General features: G+C 72.9%; 18 protein-coding genes. 6 read left to right on the top strand and 12 right to left on the bottom strand.

Features of this window, described 5'->3' with window-relative positions:
• Positions 1 to 65: 65 nt before the first annotated feature.
• Together mycP and AB0C25_RS00800 are read left to right on the top strand one after the other, a co-directional pair.
• A complete protein-coding gene (gene mycP, locus AB0C25_RS00805; RefSeq protein WP_357368257.1) occupies positions 66 to 1,460 on the top strand; it encodes a type VII secretion-associated serine protease mycosin in 1,395 nt (464 codons plus the stop codon).
• Positions 1,461 to 1,477: 17 nt separating this feature from the next.
• Entirely contained in the window at positions 1,478 to 2,041 is a 564-nt protein-coding gene (locus tag AB0C25_RS00800; protein WP_357368256.1) for a hypothetical protein, read from the top strand.
• A 26-nt stretch (positions 2,042 to 2,067) separates the two neighbouring features.
• On the opposite strand, the gene AB0C25_RS00795 is transcribed toward AB0C25_RS00800, so the two are convergent.
• Genes AB0C25_RS00795 through AB0C25_RS00785 form a run of 3 tightly spaced genes read right to left on the bottom strand, consistent with a single transcriptional unit; the run spans position 2,068 to position 4,186 of the window.
• Positions 2,068 to 3,327 (bottom strand): SseB family protein, encoded by a 1,260-nt coding sequence (locus tag AB0C25_RS00795; RefSeq protein WP_357368255.1) that lies wholly within the window; start codon positions 3,325 to 3,327, stop codon positions 2,068 to 2,070.
• On the bottom strand, positions 3,321 to 3,806 hold the full coding sequence (locus AB0C25_RS00790) for an SUKH-3 domain-containing protein (protein ID WP_357368254.1): 486 nt from the start codon (positions 3,804 to 3,806) through the stop codon (positions 3,321 to 3,323). Before AB0C25_RS00790 ends, AB0C25_RS00795 begins: the two co-directional genes overlap by 7 nt.
• Positions 3,803 to 4,186 (bottom strand): YwqJ-related putative deaminase, encoded by a 384-nt coding sequence (locus AB0C25_RS00785; RefSeq protein WP_357368253.1) that lies wholly within the window; start codon positions 4,184 to 4,186, stop codon positions 3,803 to 3,805. The genes AB0C25_RS00790 and AB0C25_RS00785 overlap by 4 nt, the downstream gene beginning before the upstream one ends.
• Positions 4,187 to 4,366: 180 nt before the next feature.
• Between AB0C25_RS00785 and AB0C25_RS00780 the strand changes: the two genes are divergently transcribed.
• The 3 genes from AB0C25_RS00780 to AB0C25_RS00770 are packed head-to-tail and all read left to right on the top strand — an operon-like array spanning position 4,367 to position 8,276.
• Entirely contained in the window at positions 4,367 to 6,046 is a 1,680-nt protein-coding gene (locus AB0C25_RS00780; RefSeq protein WP_357368252.1) for a right-handed parallel beta-helix repeat-containing protein, read from the top strand.
• 32 nt (positions 6,047 to 6,078) lie between these two features.
• On the top strand, positions 6,079 to 7,587 hold the full coding sequence (gene eccE / locus AB0C25_RS00775) for a type VII secretion protein EccE (RefSeq protein WP_357368251.1): 1,509 nt from the start codon (positions 6,079 to 6,081) through the stop codon (positions 7,585 to 7,587).
• Positions 7,584 to 8,276 carry a hypothetical protein gene (locus tag AB0C25_RS00770; RefSeq protein ID WP_357368250.1) on the top strand — a complete coding sequence of 231 codons (693 nt, stop codon included), beginning with the start codon at positions 7,584 to 7,586 and terminating at the stop codon, positions 8,274 to 8,276. The genes eccE and AB0C25_RS00770 overlap by 4 nt, the downstream gene beginning before the upstream one ends.
• Positions 8,277 to 8,293: 17 nt before the next feature.
• Here the strand turns inward: AB0C25_RS00770 and AB0C25_RS00765 are convergent, their stop codons facing one another.
• From AB0C25_RS00765 to AB0C25_RS00740, 6 genes are all read right to left on the bottom strand, one after another.
• The gene (locus tag AB0C25_RS00765; RefSeq protein ID WP_357368249.1) at positions 8,294 to 9,463 is read right to left on the bottom strand and encodes an alanine racemase; all 1,170 of its coding nucleotides are present in this window, start codon (positions 9,461 to 9,463) and stop codon (positions 8,294 to 8,296) included.
• Entirely contained in the window at positions 9,460 to 11,058 is a 1,599-nt protein-coding gene (locus tag AB0C25_RS00760; RefSeq protein WP_357368248.1) for an IucA/IucC family protein, read from the bottom strand. The genes AB0C25_RS00765 and AB0C25_RS00760 overlap by 4 nt, the downstream gene beginning before the upstream one ends.
• A complete protein-coding gene (locus AB0C25_RS00755; protein ID WP_357368247.1) occupies positions 11,055 to 12,680 on the bottom strand; it encodes an IucA/IucC family siderophore biosynthesis protein in 1,626 nt (541 codons plus the stop codon). Before AB0C25_RS00755 ends, AB0C25_RS00760 begins: the two co-directional genes overlap by 4 nt.
• Positions 12,677 to 13,849 (bottom strand): siderophore biosynthesis protein, encoded by a 1,173-nt coding sequence (locus tag AB0C25_RS00750; RefSeq protein ID WP_357368246.1) that lies wholly within the window; start codon positions 13,847 to 13,849, stop codon positions 12,677 to 12,679. The genes AB0C25_RS00755 and AB0C25_RS00750 overlap by 4 nt, the downstream gene beginning before the upstream one ends.
• Before the next feature lie 105 nt (positions 13,850 to 13,954).
• Positions 13,955 to 15,214 carry an MFS transporter gene (locus AB0C25_RS00745; RefSeq protein ID WP_357368245.1) on the bottom strand — a complete coding sequence of 420 codons (1,260 nt, stop codon included), beginning with the start codon at positions 15,212 to 15,214 and terminating at the stop codon, positions 13,955 to 13,957.
• Positions 15,211 to 15,921, bottom strand: coding sequence for a siderophore-interacting protein (locus AB0C25_RS00740; protein ID WP_357368244.1), 711 nt, complete (start codon positions 15,919 to 15,921; stop codon positions 15,211 to 15,213). Before AB0C25_RS00740 ends, AB0C25_RS00745 begins: the two co-directional genes overlap by 4 nt.
• An 81-nt stretch (positions 15,922 to 16,002) precedes the next feature.
• Here AB0C25_RS00740 and AB0C25_RS00735 point away from each other — a divergent pair, with 81 nt between their 5' ends.
• A complete protein-coding gene (locus AB0C25_RS00735) occupies positions 16,003 to 16,563 on the top strand; it encodes a GNAT family N-acetyltransferase (protein ID WP_357368243.1) in 561 nt (186 codons plus the stop codon).
• Positions 16,564 to 16,585: 22 nt separating this feature from the next.
• Here AB0C25_RS00735 and AB0C25_RS00730 read toward each other — a convergent pair whose 3' ends face one another.
• The 3 genes from AB0C25_RS00730 to AB0C25_RS00720 form a co-directional block, all read right to left on the bottom strand.
• A complete protein-coding gene (locus AB0C25_RS00730) occupies positions 16,586 to 17,059 on the bottom strand; it encodes a hypothetical protein (RefSeq protein WP_357368242.1) in 474 nt (157 codons plus the stop codon).
• A 244-nt stretch (positions 17,060 to 17,303) separates the two neighbouring features.
• Positions 17,304 to 17,963: a DUF305 domain-containing protein gene (locus AB0C25_RS00725; RefSeq protein WP_357368241.1), complete on the bottom strand. Its 660-nt coding sequence runs from the start codon at positions 17,961 to 17,963 to the stop codon at positions 17,304 to 17,306.
• Positions 17,964 to 17,977: 14 nt separating this feature from the next.
• Entirely contained in the window at positions 17,978 to 19,849 is a 1,872-nt protein-coding gene (locus AB0C25_RS00720) for a sigma-70 family RNA polymerase sigma factor (protein ID WP_357368240.1), read from the bottom strand.
• Between the last annotated feature and the right edge of the window lie 46 nt (positions 19,850 to 19,895).

Genomic DNA, 19,895 nt, shown 5'->3' with positions numbered 1-19,895 from the left:
GGCCCGTACCATGCGGTGACCGTCCAACCGGCCGCTCGACGGCCCACAGAGGAAGGTACGCGCAGATGCGCCTCGTTCCCCGTCCGGCGTCCGCAGTGGCCGCACTGACGCTGAGCGTCCTGGCTGCCCTGGTCGTCCCGGTCGCGCCGGCACACGCCGTCGACCGCAAGGACGCCTGGTACATCGACGCCCTCGAGCTGACCGAAATGCACAAGATCACCCAGGGTGAGGGCATCACCGTGGCCGTCGTCGACACCGGTGTGGACGCCAGCCACCCGGACCTGAAGAACAACGTGCTTCCCGGCGTGGACTTCTACGACGACAAGAGCAAGGGACATGAGGACCGACACGGGCACGGCACCGCGATGGCGTCCCTGATCGCCGGGCACGGGCACGGCTCGGGTGGCAGCGAAGGCGTGCTCGGCGTCGCACCGAAGGCCAAGATCCTGCCGGTGACCGTACAGGGTCGCGAGGGCGTGTCGATCATCGAGCCGGTTGCGGTCGCCGCCGGGATCGACTGGGCGGTGGATCACGGCGCCGACGTCATCAACGTCTCGCTGAGCAGCTCCAACAACGTCGACCTCGACAGGGCGGTCAAGCGGGCGTACCAGAAGAGGGTGATCGTCGTCGCCGCCGTCGGCAACGAGAAGGACGTGATCATCGGCAGCCCGGCCAACCACCCCGGCGCGATCGCGGTGACCGGCACCGACCGCAACGGGCAACTGAGCAAAATCGCCCACATCCCGGCCGAGGAGACCGACCTCGCCGCGCCCGCTGACGACCTGTACGCCGCGGAGCGCAACGGGGGGTACAAGATGGCCGGCGGGAGCAGTTCCGCCACCGCGCTCGTCTCCGGCGCGGTCGCCCTGGTCAAGGCGAAGTACCCGGACCTCAAGTCGTACGACCTGTTCAAGCGGATGATGGAGACAAGCAAGGACGCCGGCAAGCCGGGCCATGACGTTGACTACGGTTGGGGGCTGCTCGACCTGCGCCAGGCGCTGACCGGTGAGCCGGACGGCCGTAACAGTCGTAGCCAGGCGGCCGAGGAGCCCGAGGTCGACCCGACCCTGGCCCGGCCGTCCTCAACGGAGTCGGGCAACAGATACGGCACCTTGGTGATCCAGTTGGCAGTCATACTCGTCGTCCTCGGCCTCGTGGCAACGGCGGTGATGCTGATCTTGCGGCGGCGGCGACGCAAGCGGACCGTGGCATCCTCGGCAGAGGTTCCCACCCCGGTCGGGGCACCCACCGCCGCCGGTATGCCATACCCGCCCCCGCCGCACCTGCCAGCCAGCGGAACGCCGTACCCGCCCGCGCCGCACCTGCCATCCAGCGGTACGCCGTACCCGCCCGCACCACAGCCCCCGGCACCAGCCCCGGGCATGCCGCCGCAGGGCGGGCAGTCGACCCACCCGACGGAGCCGATCGGTGAGGCCGGCTGGCGTCGGCCGGGCACCTGACGATCAACGGAGACGAGATGTCGACCCTCCCCCCCGGTGCCGTGCCTCCTCCCGGTGCCGTACCGCCGCCCAACCCCGTACCGCCGCCGCAGATGGGGGCCGTACCCCCGCCTGCCGTACCCCCGCCTGCCGTACCGTCCGGTGTGCCGGTGCCGCCGACGGCCGGCCGGCGGCCGGCGGCGGTGATCGCGGCGATCCTGCTGATGGTCCCCGTGGCCGTCACCTGGCTCGTCGCGGGCATCGCCTTCTTCGTGGCGATGATGAGGGCCGAGGGAGACGGCATGATCTTCATCATCATCATCGCCGTGCTGATCCTCGCGCTCTGCCTGCTGTTGGTGGCCTTAACGGTGAGTGGGATGGTCTTCGCCTGGCGTCGGGTGGGTCCCGAGGGTTTGCGGATCCCAGCCGTGTTCACCTGTGGGCTCTTCGTCGTCTTCCTGGTCGGCCTGCTCGTCACGGGCAAGCTCAGCTTCCAGCCGACGATGGTCACGCCCCTGGTCGTGGGCGGGCTCGCCGGGGTGGCGGTCGTCCTGCTCGACAGTCGGCCGGCCAAGGACTGGTTCGCCGGCATTCGACGCTGACCACCGGCGTGGGGGCCGCTCCGCGGTCAGGTCGGCAGCCAGCGCCCGGTGGCCGCGTCGAAGCGGGCCAGCAGCTCGTCGCGGCCATCGTGGTGCAGGCAGTGCAGGCCCGTCCCGTCCGGCACGACAAGTGACTCCATTCGCGGCTGGCCGCGCCCCCAGTCCTCGGGCGTGTCCTGGTTGGGATCCCACCGCAGCACGGCCGTCCACTCGTCGGACTCCGTGAACGGCGAGCCCTCGCCGAGCAGGCCGAGGCGCCGGTAGAGCCGGGCGGGGGTGTCCCGGCCCGGGCCGGCCCAGGCGTGCACCAGCCCGGCGGCCCGTTGGTAACCGTCCTCGAGGTAGGACGGCAGGTACCGGTGCGGGATCACCAGTTGCAGCCGGATCGGCAGATCCGGGTCCAGATCGGGCTCGTCGTCCTCGTCCGGCGGTGTCCGCTGCGCCGGTACGCCCACCGTGGCCGGCTCGGCGTACGCGGCCGTCTCCAGGTGCTGGCGCTCCCCCTCGGCGGCGTCGGTGACCACCCGCCGTAGCTGACCGAGCCAGTCACGAAGGGTTCGGACGGCCTCGCCGGGCAGCGTCGCCGCCAGCGGGGTGTCGGGGTTGAGCAGGAGCTGCCACGATGGGTCCGGCCACTGCTCGGCCAGGTGGAGGCTGCTGACCGCGACCAGGTCAAGGTCGCCGAGGGCCTGTCGCAGCCGCACCTCGGCGGTGAAGACCGGCAGGCAGGGCTGCCCCTGCTCGTCCGAGAGGCACAGCCACGGAAAGTCCGGATCGGACAGGTCCCTCGACTCGGACCCCCCAGGCCGCAGCGGCACCAGCAACTCCGTGCGGAGCAGCGCCGCCATCAGGGCGTCCGGCTCCTGCCCGGCGATCGCGTCGCGCAGGTCTTGCTCGGCCTCGAGAGCGGGACCGGCGATCACGTGCAGCTCACCGGCGGTGACCTGCACGCCGATCGGCAGCCCGGCATCGACCGCGAGCAGCCAGTCGTCGTCCGGCCAGCCGCTCGCCAGGTCCTGGACGCTGAGGGCGCGGTAGCTGACCGACTGGCCGGGCAGGCAGGCGGCGATCGCCTCGGGTGAGGTGAACGCGATGACGTGGGTTCGCCCGTCGTGCCGGCCCGTCGGCCAGGCCATCGGCGCGCGACCGGCCGCCGCCTCCGGTGACACCGGCAGCAGCAGCGGAGCGCCGGCCAGCGTCGCCAGGAACGCGTCCCGGTCCGCGGCCTCGGCGGCGGCCAGCAGCGCACCCTCGGTCGGCGTCGCCGGCCGCCAGTCGATCACCACGTGCCGTCCTGGCGTACCCGGCGGGGCTGCCGGCCCAGCACCAGCGCGGTGATCGCCTCGTCGACATGCTCGCCGAGGAACCAGTCACCGCCGTGGTCCAGCACGAACACCCGCCCCTGATCGTCGATCGCGAGGATGCCGGTGCCGTCGCCCTCCTCGCCGATCGGTGTGAGCGGCGCCCCGATTGCCGCGGCGAGCGCGGCGAGGGTGTCCACCGACTGGCCCACCAGGAACGGATCCAGGTGGAAGGGGCTGGGCGCGATCTGTTCGCCGTCGCCCTGCGGGCGCACCAGCAGGCCCCCGAACTCGGCGTACGTCTCCACCGCGGCCCGGACGACGGTGTGCTGCCGTCCGTCCGGCGCGGCGTTGGCCGCCAACCGCAGCGCCCACTGCCGCGCCCGGTCGTCGTCGCGGCGACCCGGAACCCAGCCGGCAACCTCAAGCGTTTCGGCCACCAGGGGTGGGAAGCGGTCGTTCATACCAGCGCCTCCACGCCACACCAGTCCAGCAGCGCCGCGCACGAGCGGCAGGGCGGCTGCACCTCACCGTGGCGGGGGTCGCCCTCCTCCCGGACCCGGGTCACCCGCACCTTCGCCCCCCACAACAGCGCGCGGGCCCGGGCCGAGCTGATCGGCCCGCCGTCGGCCTCGGCCGCGTAGAGGCGGTCGGAGAGCAGCACCACCTCGGCGCACCAGCCGGCGAACCGCTCCCGCTGCGCGGTCGGCAGTTCGTGCAGGAACCGCCGGATCACCGGGTGCAGGTCGGGTGCAAGGTCACCGCGGACCGACGTGTGCGTGTGGACGGTTCCGTCGACCAGCAACGCGCCCGCGGCGAGCGGCAACACCCGGGTTTCCGCCATCCGTCCTCCCGCTCTTGGTTTCCGGCACTGCGTGCGAACCCGAGCCTAACGGCCCACCGCCGCATCGATCGGCCCCGCCACCGTGCACGATCGCCGGTCGCGACCACGGGGGCTCCCCCCGTGTCGACCGCCTGGGATATCGTCGGCGTAACCCTTCCGCTGCCGTATGAAGCCGGAGCCATGACGCGCACCCTTCTCGTCTCCCCGGACCAGCCCGGCGCGTACCCCACCATCGGTGACGCGCTCACGGTGGCGGACGACGACGCCGTCGTCTCGGTCAACCCCGGCACCTACTACGAGGCGTTGTTCGTCAACGACCGCGCGATCACCATCGTCGCCGCACAGGGCGCCGGCACCGTCACCATCGACGCCTCGTCCGGGGCGTACCCCACGGTGTCCTGCAACTCCGGCCGCCTGGAGCTGCGTGATCTGGTCCTCAAGGCCGGAGACGCACCGGTCGTGGCCGTGGACCGGGCGACGCTGACCATGACCGGGTGCGAGCTGAGCGCCGGGTTCGGCCCGGCCGTCTCGGTTGCCAGCCGGTCTGAGTTCACGTTGACCCGCTGCCGGGTCGACGGGGCCCGCTACGGGCTCGTCGTCGAGGATTCCGACGGCACCGTGGACGGGTGCGAGTTCAGCGACCTCAGCGAGGACGGCATCATCCTCCGGATCGGTGCCGCCCCGACGATCCGTACCAGCACGATCACCCGCTGCGGTAACCGGGGCATCTACGTCTACCAGTACGCCCGCCCCATCATCGAGGCCTGCGACATCTCCCATACCGGGCAAGCTGGCGTCGCCGTGGTGCACCAGAGCGCCCCGGTGCTGCGCCGGTGCCGGATCCGCGACACCCGCGGCCCGGCCATCTCCTTTGCCCGTGGCTGCCACGGCACGGTCGAGGAGTGCACCACCGAGAACACCGCGCAGCCGGCGATCGACGTGGCCGATGGCGCCACACCGACCATCGTGGAGGGCACCACCAGCCGGCGGGCCACCTTCGGGACCGAGGCGGCGCAGGCCAGCACCCAGCAGGACACCAAGCGCACCGAGAAGCTGCTCGCCGACCTTGCGGCCATGGTCGGCCTCGAGTCGGTGAAGGAGGAGGTGCGTGGGGTCATCGACGAGATCCAGGTGAACGAGTGGCGGCGCAGCGCCGGCCTGCCGGTCGGCACGGTCAGCCATCACCTGATCTTCGCGGGTGCCCCCGGCACCGGTAAGACCACGGTGGCCCGCATCTACGGCGAGCTGCTGGCGGCGCTCGGTGCGCTGCCCGGCGGGGCTTTCCGGGAGGTGTCCCGGCGCGACCTCGTCGGCCAGTACCTCGGCCACACGGCGGAGAAGACGGCCGCGGCGTTCGACACGGCCCGAGGTGGGGTGCTCTTCATCGACGAGGCGTACACCCTCTCCCGCTCCTTCGGCAGTGGTGGCGACTTCGGCCAGGAGGCCATCGACACGCTTGTCAAGCTGATGGAGGACCATCGCGACGAGATCGCTGTCATCGCCGCCGGCTACACCGGGGAGATGCTCCAGTTCCTCGACGCGAACCCGGGTCTCGCCTCCCGCTTCGCCAAGACCATCGAGTTCGGCAACTACAGCCCCGAGCAGCTGGTCATCATCGTGGAGCGGATGGCCGGCGGCGACGAGTACCTGCTCGGCGACGGGGTCTCCGATCTGCTCCAGGCGCACTTCGCCACCATCGAGCGGGACCAGAACTTCGGCAACGCCCGTGAGGCCCGCAAGCTCTTCGAGGGCGTACGCAAGGCGCAGGCGCAGCGGCTGCGCCAGTCCGGTCAGCGCCCCAGCCTCGACGAGCTGCGGACCGTGACGGCGGCCGACATCCGTGCCGCGATCGGTCGCTGAGCGGTGCCGGCCCAGGTGAGGAGGGACGTGCGGTGACGCATCCGGGTGCGGCACGGCCGGGTGAACCGGGTTGGCAGCACCATCCGGGTGCCCCACCGGCGCAGCAGATGCCACCCGGGCAACGGGTGGCAGCACCGCAGCAGACCGGCGTACCAGCGCCCCCGCCGACGGTGAGCTGGGCGGGTGGCGGCCCGGGGCAGGCCCAGGCGGCGCAGCGCGGGCAGGGCCGGGCGGCGACCGGGACCACGTACACCACGCAGGTGGCCGCCGGAGCACGGGCCGCGACGGCCGCGCAGACGACGAGCGTCGCACCGGCCGCGAGGGCTGCCGCGGCTCCCTCCGCCGCCGCTGACGCCCCGGCCACCGCCGCGGGCGACGCCGCAGCCGCAGCCACGCGGAAGGTGCGGCCGTTCCAGCGCGGGCTCCGGGTCGGTGGCGTGAACGTCGCCCAACTGCTGGCGTGGCAGGTAGGGGCGGCGGCGGTGCTCACCGCCACCCCGCACGGCGTCCCGCTCACCGCTGCGGTGGCCGTCGTGGCCGTGCTGCTGCTCGCCCCGACGGTGATCCGGTTCCGGGGCCGGTGGCTGCACGAGTGGATTCCGATCTGGTGGGGCTTCCGGGGGCGGCGCCGGCAGCTCACCGGCACCGATGCGGAGCCGGCCCTGCGCCTGTTGACCCACCTGGAGCGCGGTGTCGAGTTGGAGGTCGTCGAGATCGACGACCAGCCGGCCGTGCTGCTGACCCACGGGGGTGGGCTGAGCGCCATCTTCGAGGTCGACCCGACCGAGGGTGCCCTGCTGATGAGCGCTCCGCAGGCACTGCCGTCTCCCGCCGCACTCCTACCGGCCGTCGACGAGAAGGCACCGCCGGTGGTGGTGCAGTTGCTGATCCAGGTGACGCCGGCACCACGTGCCCGCTCCGGCGCGGCGGCGGTCAACCGGGCGTACCGGGAACTGACAAACGGTGAGGTGCCCGCCAGCCGGCAGGCATGGGTGGTGCTCCAGACCGCGCGGACCCCCGATTTCCACGCCGACCACGACCTGCGCCCGACGCTGCTCGCGGTGATCCGGCGGACCCGGCGGCAGTTGCGGCAGGAGCGGGTGGCCGCGCGGATGCTCAACCGGGACGAGGTGCTCGTCGCGGTCACCACCCTCACCCACCTGACCGGTGCGGCGCCCAGCGGGACGGGTGATCAGGTGCTGGCCCGGGAGACCTGGCGGGCCTGGTCGACCCGGGGCGCGCAGCAGAGTTGCCACCGGCTGCTGGACTGGCCCCGCGAGCCGTGGGAGGTCGATTCGTTGCTGCGGGGGCTCCCCGCCGCCGCCAGCGTGGTGTCGATCGCAGCCACCCGCCCCGACGGCGACGACCTCGCCGTGGAGGTGGCCTTCCGCCTGCTGGGCGCCGATCCGGCCGCACTGGCCGCCGCCGACCAGGCCCTGCACGAGGCGATCCGCCGCCATGGCGGACGTCTGCAACGACTTGATGGCGAGCACGCGCACGGCGTGGCCGCCACGCTACCGCTCGGAGGTTTCCTGCGGTGAAGAGCGTCGCCTTCCCCGGCAGCCGGATGGGGTTGCACCGGACGGACACCGCCTCGGTCGGCGGCCTGCACGTGGTCGCCGGGGGCGGCGGCCTCGTCGTCGGTCGCAACCGGCAGCAGGAGCCGGTGGGGCTGCGCCTGTTCCGCGCCGAACCGACCCGGCTGATGCTGACCGGCGGCGTTCGGTGCGCCGAGCTGATCGCCTTCCGTGCCCTCGGGATCGGCGCCCGGCTGTTCATCCAGACCGCCCGCGAGCAGGAGTGGGACGCCTTCCTGCGGCGCTGCGTCATCGGCCGGGAGATCGCCTCGTTCCTTCCGCCGGGCGTCCCGCCGCCGACCGCGGCCACGCCGACCGAGCCGCAGCTCGTGGTGATCGACACCGGCCCGGTGACCGCCACCGACACGGGCCTCAGCGCGCCGTGGCGGGCCACCCTGGTGGTGCGCGACGATCTGAGTGGCTACGACGTCGATGTGCTGGTCCGCAGTGACATCGTGGTGCTCCAGCGGCTGACGGGGGCGGAGGCAGCTACGGCGGCGAATGCGTTGGGGCTGGTGAGCGTGCAGAGCTGGTTCACCCAGCTGCACCCGGAGATGATCGGCCTGATCACCAAGGGCAGGGTGCAGTGGGTCATGCTCAGCATGACCCCCACCGAACACCAGTTGATCGGTCCCGTCGCCCGCGCCGGCTGACCGTCCGGTCGCCACGCTCAGCCGTCGGCTGGCCCCTGGTGTCGTTCCCGCAGCGGTCGGGCCGCCCACTCGGCGGCCAGTTTCTGCGGGTCACCGGTACGGAACAGCGGTGGCTCGTGCAGCAGGAAGTCGCGGTGGCTGATGTTCCAGGCGTACGCCCCGGCCAGGGCGAAGGCCAGCACGTCACCCACGCCGATCGGCCCGGCGGTGGCCGACCGGGACAGCACGTCCTTCGGGGTGCAGAGCTGCCCGACCACGGTGACCGGTCCTCCGTCGGCACGCGGGCCGTCGAGGCCGTGCCGCGGGTGCACGGTGAAGGGCTGCGCGTGCCCCTTCGCCGCCGGTGTCCGCAGGTGGTGGGTGCCCCCGGCCACCACGACGAACCACTCGCCGTAGGAGCGCTTCACGTCGATGACCTCGGTGAGGTACGCCCCGCAGTAGGCGGTGACCGACCGGCCCGGCTCGATGCGCAGCCGCACCCCCGGGTACGCGTCGACGACGTCCGCCAGGGCCCGGCCGTAGCCCACCCAGTCGAATCGCGCGGCCGGGTCGGTGTAGTCGACGGCCATGCCTCCGCCGACGTCGACCTCGGCGGCACCGACCTCGGTGACCGCCCAGTCGACCACGGCGGCGGCGACCGCGCCGGCGAGGGGCGCGTCCAGCCCGCTGGCCAGGTGGGCGTGGATTCCGCGTACGTCGATGCCGGCGGGCGGGCGGCGGGCGCACTCGACCGCGTCGGCCGGGTCCATGCCGAACGGGCTGGGTCCGCCGCCCATCACCAGGCTCGCACCGGGCGCGTCGACCGGCAGGTTGACCCGCAGCAGCACCTGGGCCGTGGTGCCCGAGGCGGTGGCCAGCGCGCCGAGTCGCCGAAGCTCGGCGGGCGATTCGACGTGGATGCGGCGCACCCCGGCGGCGAGGGCGGCGGCCAGGTCCGCGTCGGTCTTGCCCGGCCCGGCGTACGCGGCGGGCGCGCGTCCCGGCAGCACCTCGGCCAGTCTGCGCAGCTCGCCGCGGCTCGCGGCCTCGAACCCGTCGACGACCGGGGCGAGGGTACGCAGCACACCGGGGTCCGGGTTGGCCTTGACCGCGTAGAGCAGCTCCACCGACCGGGGCAGCGCCGCCCGGATGGCCCGGGCCTGCGTGGCCAGCGCGTCGAGGTCGTGGACGTAGACGGGTCGGGTCACCGCGGCCCGCCCAGCGGGTTGGGCACCGGCACGAACGGCGCGGCCCGGTCCGCGTCGCGCCGCCACCGGACCAGCAGGTTCGCCTTGGCCAGCAGCGGCTCACCGTTCAGCAGCGCACGCAGCTCGGGTGGGTCGTCCAGGTCGGCGGCGACGGCCTCCACGACGGCCCGCAGCTCCTGCCACAGCCGCCGTTCGATGCCCGGTCGCGCGTCGGCGAGGGCCCCGCAGATGCCCCCGAGGTGATTGACGAACAGGCAGTAGACGATCCGTCGGCGGGCGTCCACCCGACCGTAGCGGACCTGCGCGGGAACGCCGTCCGGCCAGGTCACCCACCGGTCGGCGTCCAGCTTCACCCCCTCCAGGTCGCGCAGCAGCATGCGTACCGGGTGGCGGTCGCGGTCGAGCACGACGACCACGTTCTGCAGGTGTGCCTCGTGCACGACGCCGTGGCTGAGCCAGCAGCGCAGCACCGCCGGCACCAACAGTCCGAGGTACGCCCGCCACCAGGCCAACGGATCGGGTGTCACAAGTGGCGTGGCGGCCAGCGCCGCCGCCAGCACCGGGGTGTCTCCCGGACGCAGGTGCGGGCGCAGGCCGGTGCGCAGGATCGTCCCGTACGCCTCGTCCGGGCCGGGTACGTCGACCGTGCGGTAGGCGGGTTCGGTGAGCAGCCCGACCCCGTCCGGCATCGGCACCCGCGCCAGCAGGTTGGTCAGGGCCACCGCGCCGGTGAGTTCGTAGCGGGCGTTCTTGCGCAGGCAGTTGGTGATCCGTACGTGCAGGCTGGTCTTGACGAACAGGTCGGCCGTCGGGGCGTAGAGGGTACGGACGCTCGCCGTCGGCCGCACCGGCACGCCGGCCTCTCCCAGGTCCCGCAGCCGTGGGTGGGTCGGCGGGAGCAGTGCGAGCTGCCAGGGATGCACCGGCAGGACGCGGTGCCCGCGCGGGGGTCGGGGCGGGTCGAGGGCGGCCACGAGCGCGTCGAACGGCCCAGCGCCGGCGGCCAGGTCATCGGGTACGGCGAGCCAGTGCAGCCGGAACGAGGTGCGCAGCTCCGGGGCGTACGCCCGCCAGCTCTCCGGGTCACCGCTGCGCCACTTCGGGGTGGGGTGGTGCGGGTGGCCGAAGACCAGTGACTGTTCGGAGTCGACGTACGCGTCGATGGCCGGGTCGCCGGTCGGCGTCGGGTTCTCGGCCGGCCGGTCGGCCAGCAGCTGGGCCACGGTGTCCCGGCTGGCCTGGACCTGCTCGACGAACTCGTCGTTTACCAGGCCGGTGCGGGTGGTGAGTTCGGCGGCGACCAGGCTGGCGAGCCCGTCCGCGTCCAGATCGACCCACCGTCCGCTGTCGGTCCGCCGCTGCACCGGGCCGACGTAGCGGTGCGCCCCAAGCGGCGAGTGTCGCGCGACCTCGCAGCGCAGCGTGACGTCGAGGTGCCGCAGCAGCTGATGCGCGGCACCGTCGACAATTGTCGGGCCGCCGTCCGGCGTGGCGAGTTCGCGGACCAGACAACCGAAGACGGCGTGGGCGGTGGCCAGGTCCGCGAGCTGACCGGTCTCGGTGGCCGGGCGGGAGCGCAACTGGGCGCTCGTCATCGTGTCTCCCGGAGGTAGTTCGGGCCGGTACGCCGGTAGTACTTGTTGATGTCGGCGCAGCCCAGCCGTTGTTTGGGTAGCAGGGTGCCGGCGGTGAGCATCGCCTTGATGGGCAGGTGGGCGGCCCGCAGGACCCGGTCGGTGAAGGTTCGCGCCGCTGGTCCGTCACCCCACCGGTCGCGGGCGGCGGCGAGCCGGGGTGCCAGCGCCTCGGCGGGTGACGGCACGGGCAGCCCGCGGGCGGCCAGCGCGAGCAGGGGTGCGGCGGCGGCCAGGTGCAGGGTGATGGTGATGAACACGTCCGCCAGTTCCTGCGGGTCGCGCGCCCACATCCGGTCGTCGTCGAGGGTGAGCCCACCCGGGCCGCCGTGCCGCACGTCTAGGCGGGCGCCGTCGTTGTCCTTGTAGAGCAGGCCGACCGTGCCGTCGGGGTGCACCAGCAGGTGGATGTTCTGCGGGTGCGCCTCCAGCGCGATCCCGTGCCGGAGCCAGAGGAAGACGTGCCAGTCGAGCAGCAGGTCCAGGTAGGACTCCAGCAGTGCCCCGGGCTGATCGGGGCTGATCCGTTCGAGGACCGTGCCCGCGACCGGGTCGGGTGCGGCGAGGGCCGCGACCGGCACCACGTGCACGCCGGCCAGGTCACCCGGGAATCTGCGGAGCAGGAAGCTGCGCCGCTCGTCGCCCCCGACGTGCGCCCAGGTGCTCTCGTCGACGTGCCGGATCCGCCCGACGAAGGTGGGTTCGGCGTTGGCGATCCGGCCGAGCAGCGCGGCGACGGCCGCACCGTCGGCGAGCGAGTCCGGGCGCAGCGTACGGCGGTTGCGGGCGCCGAGGCTCGCGGTCGGCAGCGGCAGCTTGAGGTGCAGGTACGGGTCGTGGTCGAGCGCCACCGTCCGCATGGAGAGGGTGGGCCGTACGGTGATCGCCGGCAGGTCCGTGACCGGTAACGCGTCGCGCTCGGCGGTGATCGGGTGCGCCGGCAGCAGCAGCTGGTCCGGTCGTCGGGCGCGCGGCCACCAGGACGGGAGTTCACCGGCGAGCCGGACGTCCTCGGTGGGGGCGGCGTACCAGCGCAGCGCGAAACGCGGGGCGTGCTCCGGGGCGTACCGGAGAAGGTCGTCGTCGCCGAGACCGTGCCGGCACCGGTCGGTGGGGTAGACGGGGTGGCCGTGGTGGGCGGCGAGTACGTCGTCCAGGAGGGCCGCCGACAGACCGGTCGGGGTGCTCGGGCGCGCAGCGGCCACCTCGGCGAAGACCCGTGGTCGGTGCCGGGCTGCGAGCCGGCGGGCCCGCAGGTCGGCGCGGCACTCGGCGCTGAAGTCCCGCCAACCGGTCGCCGCCTCGGCGTCGTCCCGGGGGGCGAGCAACGTCAGCAGCCCGGCCAGGGTGTCCGTCCGGTGGGTGGTGCCGTCGGCCAGCACCAGCACCGTCGGAGCGGCGCTGCGCAGGGCCTGCTGGAAGCCGTCCACCCGCACCGGGATGCGCAGCAGGCCGGCGGGGTGCGGCACCTGCCACCAGTCCGGCCCGTCCGGGCTGCCGGTGCTGAGCAGACCGAGGTGGTCCTCGCGCAGCAGGGCGTCGAGCACCCGGGTGAACACCTCCCGCTCGCAGTCGTCGCTCACTCGACGATGGTCCACTGGAGCTCGCTGCGGAAGGCGGCCAACGACGTCTGGACGCTGTCCCGGTCCGGGCCGATCGCGTGCAGCACGGCCAGGTAGTCGCGGTTCGTGCCGCTGTGCTCGGCGAAGCGGCCCACCGGGCGCAGGGGTCGGCAGCCCAGCCGGACCTCGCCGTCCCCGGTGTCCAGCGGGCCCGGTGCGGCGGTGAGCCGGCCCGTCCGGTCCGCGCAGACGTACTCGACCTGGGCGTACCTGTCGACGGTGGCGGGCAGACCCAGGGCGGCCACCGGTTCGCCGAGGTGCAGCCGGATGACGTGTTCGAACAGCGGCACGCCGAGCAGTTCGGCGAGGATCAGGTCCATCCGGTCGCCGATGAGGCGGTAGTTCACCTCGATGAGACGGACCCGGCCGTCGCCGGAGACGACGTACTCGGTGTGGCAGGCGCCGAAGCCGACCCCGAGCACGTCGAGGCACGCCCGCAGTCGGGCGCTCGCCGGCTCGGTCGGGGGTGACCAGGCAAGGCTCTCCTCGGTGAAGGTGGGCGGCGGGCCGAGGCCGGTGCGCCACCCGCCGAGGGAGGTGAGATCGGTGGCGTCACCGAGGGTTTCGAAGGTCCGCAGTTCCCCGGCGAGATATTCCTCCACCACCAGGGCCACCTCCGGCCGCCGGCCCCGGATCTCGGCGACCCGGGCGACCAGCTCGGTCCGGTCGACCACCAGGTACGCGTCCTCGCTGGCCACCCCCTCGCGGGGTTTGACCACCGCGGGGAACATCCCGGCCGGCACCTCCGGCGCGGTTCCGGGGTCGACGGTGACGGTGCGGACCAGATCAAGGCCGGCGGCCGCGATCGCCCGCCGGGCCGCGGCCTTGTCCTTGCAGAGACGGGCGGCGTCCGGGTCCTTGCCGGGCAGGCCGAGCTTTCGGGCGGCGATCGCGGTGGCCTCCTGGAGATGGTCGCTGTTGGACAGTAGCGCCACCGGCCGGGTCGGTGCCGTCGCCGCGACCACCGCTGCCGCGTCCCGGACCGCACAGCGCGTCACCGGCACGTCCGCGGGCCATTCCGCGGGCCGGTCGGTCAGCACCGTGGCCGACAGCCCCAGCGACGCCGCCGCCGGGAGGAACCCTTCCAGGACGGCGTCGGTGGGGTTGAGCGCGGTCAGACAGATCCTCATACCGCCTCCGTCGACTACCCGATGCCATGATTAGGGTAGCCTACCCTTATTAGACGGATATGGTGCGGTCTGTCCAACCTGGTGGAGATGGACCACACATCGCGGTCACGCCACCGCCCGCACCGCCTCCGCCGCCGGCTGCTCCGCCGCCGGGTCGGCGACGGGACCCGGCTGGTGCGGGAATCGTCGCTGGTGCGCGAGGCCCAGCGCGACGCCGGCGGCCACCAGCACGATGGCCGCGACCGCGACCGCCGGGTAGCCGACCCGCGCGGCGGCCGCGAGACCGACGGACCCCGCCACGAACGAGCAGACCAGGCCGAACGACGACAGGACGGTGAAGTCGGTGCCGCCGGTGTCGGGTCGCGAGTAGTCCATGTTGACCGTGTAGAGCACGACGTTGGCGACGGTGTAGGCGACCATGAAGCAGCAGAGCGCGGCCACCGTGCCCGCCAACGGCGCACGGCCGTCCATCAGCGGCAACAGCAGCAACGTCGACACCGTGAGGGTCACCCCGCCGACCACCAGCACACCGCTGCGCCCGAAGCGACTGACCCCGAAACCCGCGACCAGGCCCGCCACGATGGCCGGAGCGCTCGTCACCACGCCCGTGACGACGCCGATCCGACCCAACGACCAGCCCGCGTCGACCAGGGCCGGCGTCACCAGGGAGTACGCCATTCCCGCGCCGACGTAGACCAGCGGCACCACACCGAAGGTCCACCACCGGCAGCCCGGCTGGCTGAACACCGACAGCAACGCCTTGTACGCCGTGCCCACCCGGGCCACCCGGTCGGTACGCGGAGGCTCCCGGAACCGCCACACCACAAGCAGGCCGACCGCCGTCATCGCGACCAGCAGGCCGATCGCCGGTGCCCAGCCGAACTGGTCGTAGACCAGGACGCAGGCGCCGCCGCCGAGCAGGTTGCCGAGATAGCTGGCCGCGACCTGGATGCCGTTACCGGTGCCCCGGGCCGACTCGGCGAGCATCCGGACGGCCACCGCGTCCACGGCGATGTCCTGTGTGGCGGAGAAGAAGACGTACGCGGCGCAGATCGCGACGATCGGCCCGAGCGCGTCGGCCGGGTCGGTGAACGGCAGCAGCGCCAGCAGAGCGAGCACCAGGGCGCTCTGGAGCACGAGCAACCAGGACCGGTAGTGGCCACGGTGCCGCGAACCGTACCGGTCGAGGATCGGTGCCCAGAGGAACTTGATGGGCCAGATCAGACCGACGATCTGCAACAACGCCAGGGTGTCGAGTGAGGTGCCGCCGTCGCGCAGGATGGCGGTCAGGCCGACGGTGATGAAGCCGACGCCCAGGTACTGGGTGACGTACAGCGCGGTCAGTGTGCCGAGCCGGCCCTTCATGCGGCTTTCCAGTAGCCCAGGGAGGTCAACCGTTCCTTGTCGACGCCCAGCGTCCGCCGGATGTGCCGGGTGATGCCACGGGTGCTGGCGGCCTCGCAGGCCACCCAGTAGTGCGCCGCGCCGCTGGCCGGCAGAGCCGCGCACACCGTCTCGACGAGGTGTTGACCATCGTCGCGCCGAGGCACCCAGGTGACGTCGTGGTGCTCGCGGGTCCGCAGCGCGAGCGCCTTCTCGCCCTCGTGGGCGTACTCCAGCCAGACCGTGGCCGGGATGTCGGCGCCGGCGTCGAGCAGGCTGTTCACCGCGGGCAGCGACGCGGCGTCGCCGACCAGGTAGAGGTGGTCCGGCGCGGGGTCGGGCAGTTCGAACGCGCTGCCCTGGACGGTCGCGGTGATGGTGTCGCCGACCTCGGCCGTGGTGGCCCAACGGGCGGCGCAGCCGTCGTGGACGGCGAATTCGAGCGTGAACCGACCGGTGGCCGGGTCCGGGTCGACAAGCGTGTACGCACGCTGGTGGGCCCGCCCGTCGTTGTCGAACCACAGCCGGATCCACATCGTGGGGTGCACCCCACACGCCTCCAGCAGGCCACCCCCGTCGAGGAGCAGCCGCTGATAGTGCCCATCGACCGACTCGGTGCCCAGCACGGTCAACCGAAAGTCCCGGCCGCCCATGGCCTTGAGGACCAGGGCCTCCCAGTTCCGTTTCACGCACCCCTCCAGGTAAGGTCATCCTTGGTTAGGGGAGGTTAACCTAAGTCGCACCCCGGATGGAACAGAGGACAGCGCCCGATGACACAGCTGGGAAAAGTCGCCGGTCTCGGTGAGTTGTCGTTGCTGACCGTGGACCCCGACCGGCACGCCGCTCTCCTGCACGACTGGGTCACCCGACCCCGCAACTCCTTCTGGGGCATGGGCTCACACACCCTCGACGAGGTCCGCGACATCTACGCCTTCGTGGACAGCCTGCCGACGCACCACGCTTACCTGATCACGGTTGACGCGGAGCCGGTCGGTCTCTTCCAGACGTACCAGCCCGAGGCGGACCCGGTCGGCGAGCGCTACCGCGTGCAGCCCGGTGACATCGGCATGCACCTGCTGCTCAGTCCCGACCGGCGGATCGTCCGGGGCCTCACCAATGCCGTCGGGCCGGCCCTTGCGCGCTTCCTGTTCCGCGACCCGGCCGCCCAGCGGATCGTCGTCGAGCCGGACGTTCGCAACCACCTCGCCCTGCGCCGGCTGGAGATCGAAGGCTTCACCTTCGACTCGGAGATCGACATGCCGGACAAGCGTGCCCAGCTCGCGTTCCTGACGCGCGACCGGTTCGAGGCGAGGCACCCGACGCCGGCCTGATCACCACGGCGGACGGCGGGCGTCAGCTGTTGGCGTTCCAGAAGCCGACGAGGGTAGCGGTCCACCAGCCGAGCTGGGAGAGGGTGGCGGCGGCGGCGCCGGGGAGCAGGGCGGACCAGGGTGGGCGACCGTCCACGGCGGCGAGCCGGTCCCGGACCCGGCCGAGGAACAGCCCGTTGACGCTGACCACCAGCACCGCGAGCAGCTTGACCCAGACCAGCCCGGACGACGTGTCCGGACCCAGGGCGGCGCCACTGCCGAGCAGACCTACCAGGCCCAGCCAGATGAGCAGGTGCGCGCCGCGTGCGGCGGTCAGCACGGTGCCGAGCGGTTCCCGGCGCAGCAGCCACCGGAGGCTGAACCAGTCCACCGTCAGCACCGCCCCGAAGCCCACCACGAGACAGGACAGGTGGCAGAAGAGGGCAACCATCCGCCAACCGGGGGAGAGGGTGACGTGTGGCGCGGCGAGGATCGCGAGCAGCCACCCGACGCCCACCGTCAGGATCGACGCGGTGACGGCGGCGCGCCCGGCCGCGCGACGATGGCCACCACGCCAACCCGCCGTCGGTGTCGAGGCGGGCAGGCCGGGCGGCGACGCCCTCCGGGTACGGTGCGCCGCACGCCGGGCAGGGTGGGAGATGTCCGACGTGCCGGCCCGGTGAGCGGGACGGGACGCCCGCGAAGAGGGGATGTCGGCCCGAAGGTCAGCTGCCGACATCGGCCGGCCCGGTGGGCGTCACTCAGTCGACCGGTGCGGCCTGGGCCGCACCGGGCCGACCGTCCAGGGCGGTCAGCTCGGTGGCCCGCGCCTGCTGGATCCGGCCGGCCAGCGCCTTCAACTCAGGGCTTCCCCCGGCGGTCTGTTCACCCCGGCACAGCACCACGGTCTGCGCGAGGTGCGCCCGGAGCAGAGCGGCCACCCGGGACGGCACCTCGGCGTCGGGCGCGCCGCGCAACTCGGCGAGACTGACGTCGGTGACCATGCCGGGCATCTGATGCCCCTCGTGGATGTTCAGTTCCGGGACGTTGCCCGCGGCCAGCAGCCCCCGGAGGTCCCGCAACTCCGCCCGATGCGCCTCCCGGACGTCGTCGAGGAGTGCCCGCAGCGACGGGTCCGCGTCCGCCGGCCGGCTGTCGAGGTGGTCGATCAACGCGAGCGCGCCCTCGTTCATCGGGATCAGCAGTTGGATGAAGGCGTCATCGGTGCCGTTGAGCAGCACGGGCGCGGTCGCCACCGGGGCGGCCGACGGGGTGGTGGGAGGGTGGTCGGCGCTGCCCCAACCCCGGGTCAGACCGACGGCCAGCGCCGTCGCGACCAGGGCCACGGCGACGCCGGCGATCCGCCCGCCGGGGACGGTGGGCGGCCTGGGGCGATCGCTGCCGATCTGGTGCTCGTCCATCCGTTCGCCCCCGCTCACCGGGCGGCTTGGAACGCGCGGCCGACAACTGTCGCCTGGGTGCCATCGCTGAACAACCCGGATCGGTCCTGGTCGGTGGCGGGCAGGCCGAACCAGGCGTACCGCTGCACGTAGGACAGTCGACCGAGCATGGCGGTGGCCGCGGTGAGGAAGGCCGCCTGCTGCTCCTGACTCGGGAACTGTTGACGGCCCCCGTCGAAGCGGATCAGGGCGAACTCGGTCAGCCAGATCGGTTTCTGGTACCGCTGGTGGACGGCCTGCAGATACTGCCGGAGCTGGTCGACCGCGGTGGCGCTCGCGAAGTCGGCGCCGAACCAGTGCAGCGTGATGAAGTCCACCCGGTGGCCCCGGGCCTGGGCGCCGGTCATGAACCGGTCCAGCCAACCCTGCGGATCCGGCGCGCCCCACGCCACCGCCGGGCTGCCCAGCCTGCTGCCCGTCGCCATCAGCTGCGGCCACAGGTCCAGCGCCTGCTCGACTGTCATGTTCGCCTGCTCGGGCAGGTCCGGTTCGTTGAAGGTGAGCAGATCCGGCCCCGCCGCCTTCGCCCGCGTCAACTCGGCGGCGGTGACGTTCTCCGCGCCACGGATCATGGGCACGAACGTCACGCCCCGCGGCGTACTGATCCCCGGGTGCTGGGTGCCCCACGTGTAGTACCAGCCGGCCTTCGAGTTCGCCAGCGCCTGACTGGCCCCGGCGAAGTTCCACACCCCGACGCCCTTGCGGGCGGAGCTGACCGCCGGGGCGACCGGAGCCTTCGACGGGGGTCGTACGCTCGGCGACGGCACGGCGCTCGGCGAGGCGACGGCGGTGGGCGCCGCGGAGGGCGGCGCGGCCCACGAGGGTGCGGGTGGATCCTCCGGCAGGACCACCACCACCGTGGTGATGGCGAGAACGGCCGCGGCCACCCCGGCGGCGAGGGAGGGCAGCAGGCCACGGGGCCGGTTCACCGCGAGGTCGACGGCGCTCGGGCCGCCGCCCGCATCGGTGGGCACACCACCGGCTGGACCCGGCCCGGCCGCCGGGGGGTGGGGCCCGACGGCCGGCGCGCCGGCCGAAGGCACCGCCGCGCTCGGAAAATGAGCGCTGAGATCCGTCGGCAACGGCAGCATCGGCAGTCCGGCGAGCAGCCGGTCGATCGGCAGCAGGGTGGAGCCCAGCCGCCCGCAGATCGCGCAGTCGCGGACGTGCCGGGCCAGGCGCTTGCGCCACAACGGGCTGGGAGTGCCGTCCCAGTCGACGGTCACGGCCTCGAGGTCCGGACAACCAGGGCGGGCGCGCAGTGCGCGGACGACGCCGCGGGCGCTCTGGATCTGCTCCTTCATCCGGTGGATCCGCACCGCGACGTGTCCGGGCGACAGGCTGAGCGCGTCGGCGACCTCGTTGCGGGTGATCTCGCCGGTCTCCTCCAGCCACCAGAGCGAGAGCAACTCCTGGTCGTCCGGGTCGAGCCAGCGGGTCGCCTCGGCGACCTCGCGTCGCTGGTCGGTGAGGCCGAGCCGGAGGATGGTCATGCCGGCGAAGTCGGACGCGGGGTCGGGCACGTTGTGGATCACGTCGAGCCCGGCGTCACGGTTGAGCGCGACACGTCGGCGCTGTTCCCAGTCGCGCACCTGGCGGATGGTGATCGCCACCAGCCAGGACCGGTACGCCGCCGCGTCGTTGAGCGCGGGCAGGTGCCGGATCACCCGTACCAACGTCTCCTGGACCACGTCGTCGACGTCGGCGTGCCCGCGCAGCGCACGCCCGACGATGTTGTAGACCAACGGGAGCGAGGCCGCGACGACGTCGTCGAGGGCACGCTGGTCGCCCTGTCGGGCCGCGACGACCAACCCGACATCGGGTAGTGCTCGACCGGCTGACGGCATGGCTGTCACTCCTCAGGTGCTGATCCGCGCGGACCCGCGCTGTGTG

Source organism: Micromonospora sp. NPDC048839 (assembly GCF_040649915.1).
GTDB lineage: Bacteria > Actinomycetota > Actinomycetes > Mycobacteriales > Micromonosporaceae > Micromonospora.
Note: the sequence above shows the minus strand (reverse complement) of the source record. Positions and strands in the feature narration are given on the sequence as shown.

Excerpts from the sequence above, each read along its gene's own strand:
- mycP (WP_357368257.1), top strand. The coding sequence starts at position 66 with ATGCGCCTCGTTCCCCGTCCGGCGTCCGCAGTGGCCGCACTGACGCTG.
- AB0C25_RS00800 (WP_357368256.1), top strand. The coding sequence starts at position 1,478 with ATGTCGACCCTCCCCCCCGGTGCCGTGCCTCCTCCCGGTGCCGTACCG.
- AB0C25_RS00790 (WP_357368254.1), bottom strand. The coding sequence starts at position 3,806 with ATGAACGACCGCTTCCCACCCCTGGTGGCCGAAACGCTTGAGGTTGCC.
- AB0C25_RS00785 (WP_357368253.1), bottom strand. The coding sequence starts at position 4,186 with ATGGCGGAAACCCGGGTGTTGCCGCTCGCCGCGGGCGCGTTGCTGGTC.
- AB0C25_RS00780 (WP_357368252.1), top strand. The coding sequence starts at position 4,367 with ATGACGCGCACCCTTCTCGTCTCCCCGGACCAGCCCGGCGCGTACCCC.
- AB0C25_RS00760 (WP_357368248.1), bottom strand. The coding sequence starts at position 11,058 with ATGACGAGCGCCCAGTTGCGCTCCCGCCCGGCCACCGAGACCGGTCAG.
- AB0C25_RS00750 (WP_357368246.1), bottom strand. The coding sequence starts at position 13,849 with ATGAGGATCTGTCTGACCGCGCTCAACCCCACCGACGCCGTCCTGGAA.
- AB0C25_RS00745 (WP_357368245.1), bottom strand. The coding sequence starts at position 15,214 with ATGAAGGGCCGGCTCGGCACACTGACCGCGCTGTACGTCACCCAGTAC.
- AB0C25_RS00735 (WP_357368243.1), top strand. The coding sequence starts at position 16,003 with ATGACACAGCTGGGAAAAGTCGCCGGTCTCGGTGAGTTGTCGTTGCTG.
- AB0C25_RS00725 (WP_357368241.1), bottom strand. The coding sequence starts at position 17,963 with ATGGACGAGCACCAGATCGGCAGCGATCGCCCCAGGCCGCCCACCGTC.
- AB0C25_RS00720 (WP_357368240.1), bottom strand. The coding sequence starts at position 19,849 with ATGCCGTCAGCCGGTCGAGCACTACCCGATGTCGGGTTGGTCGTCGCG.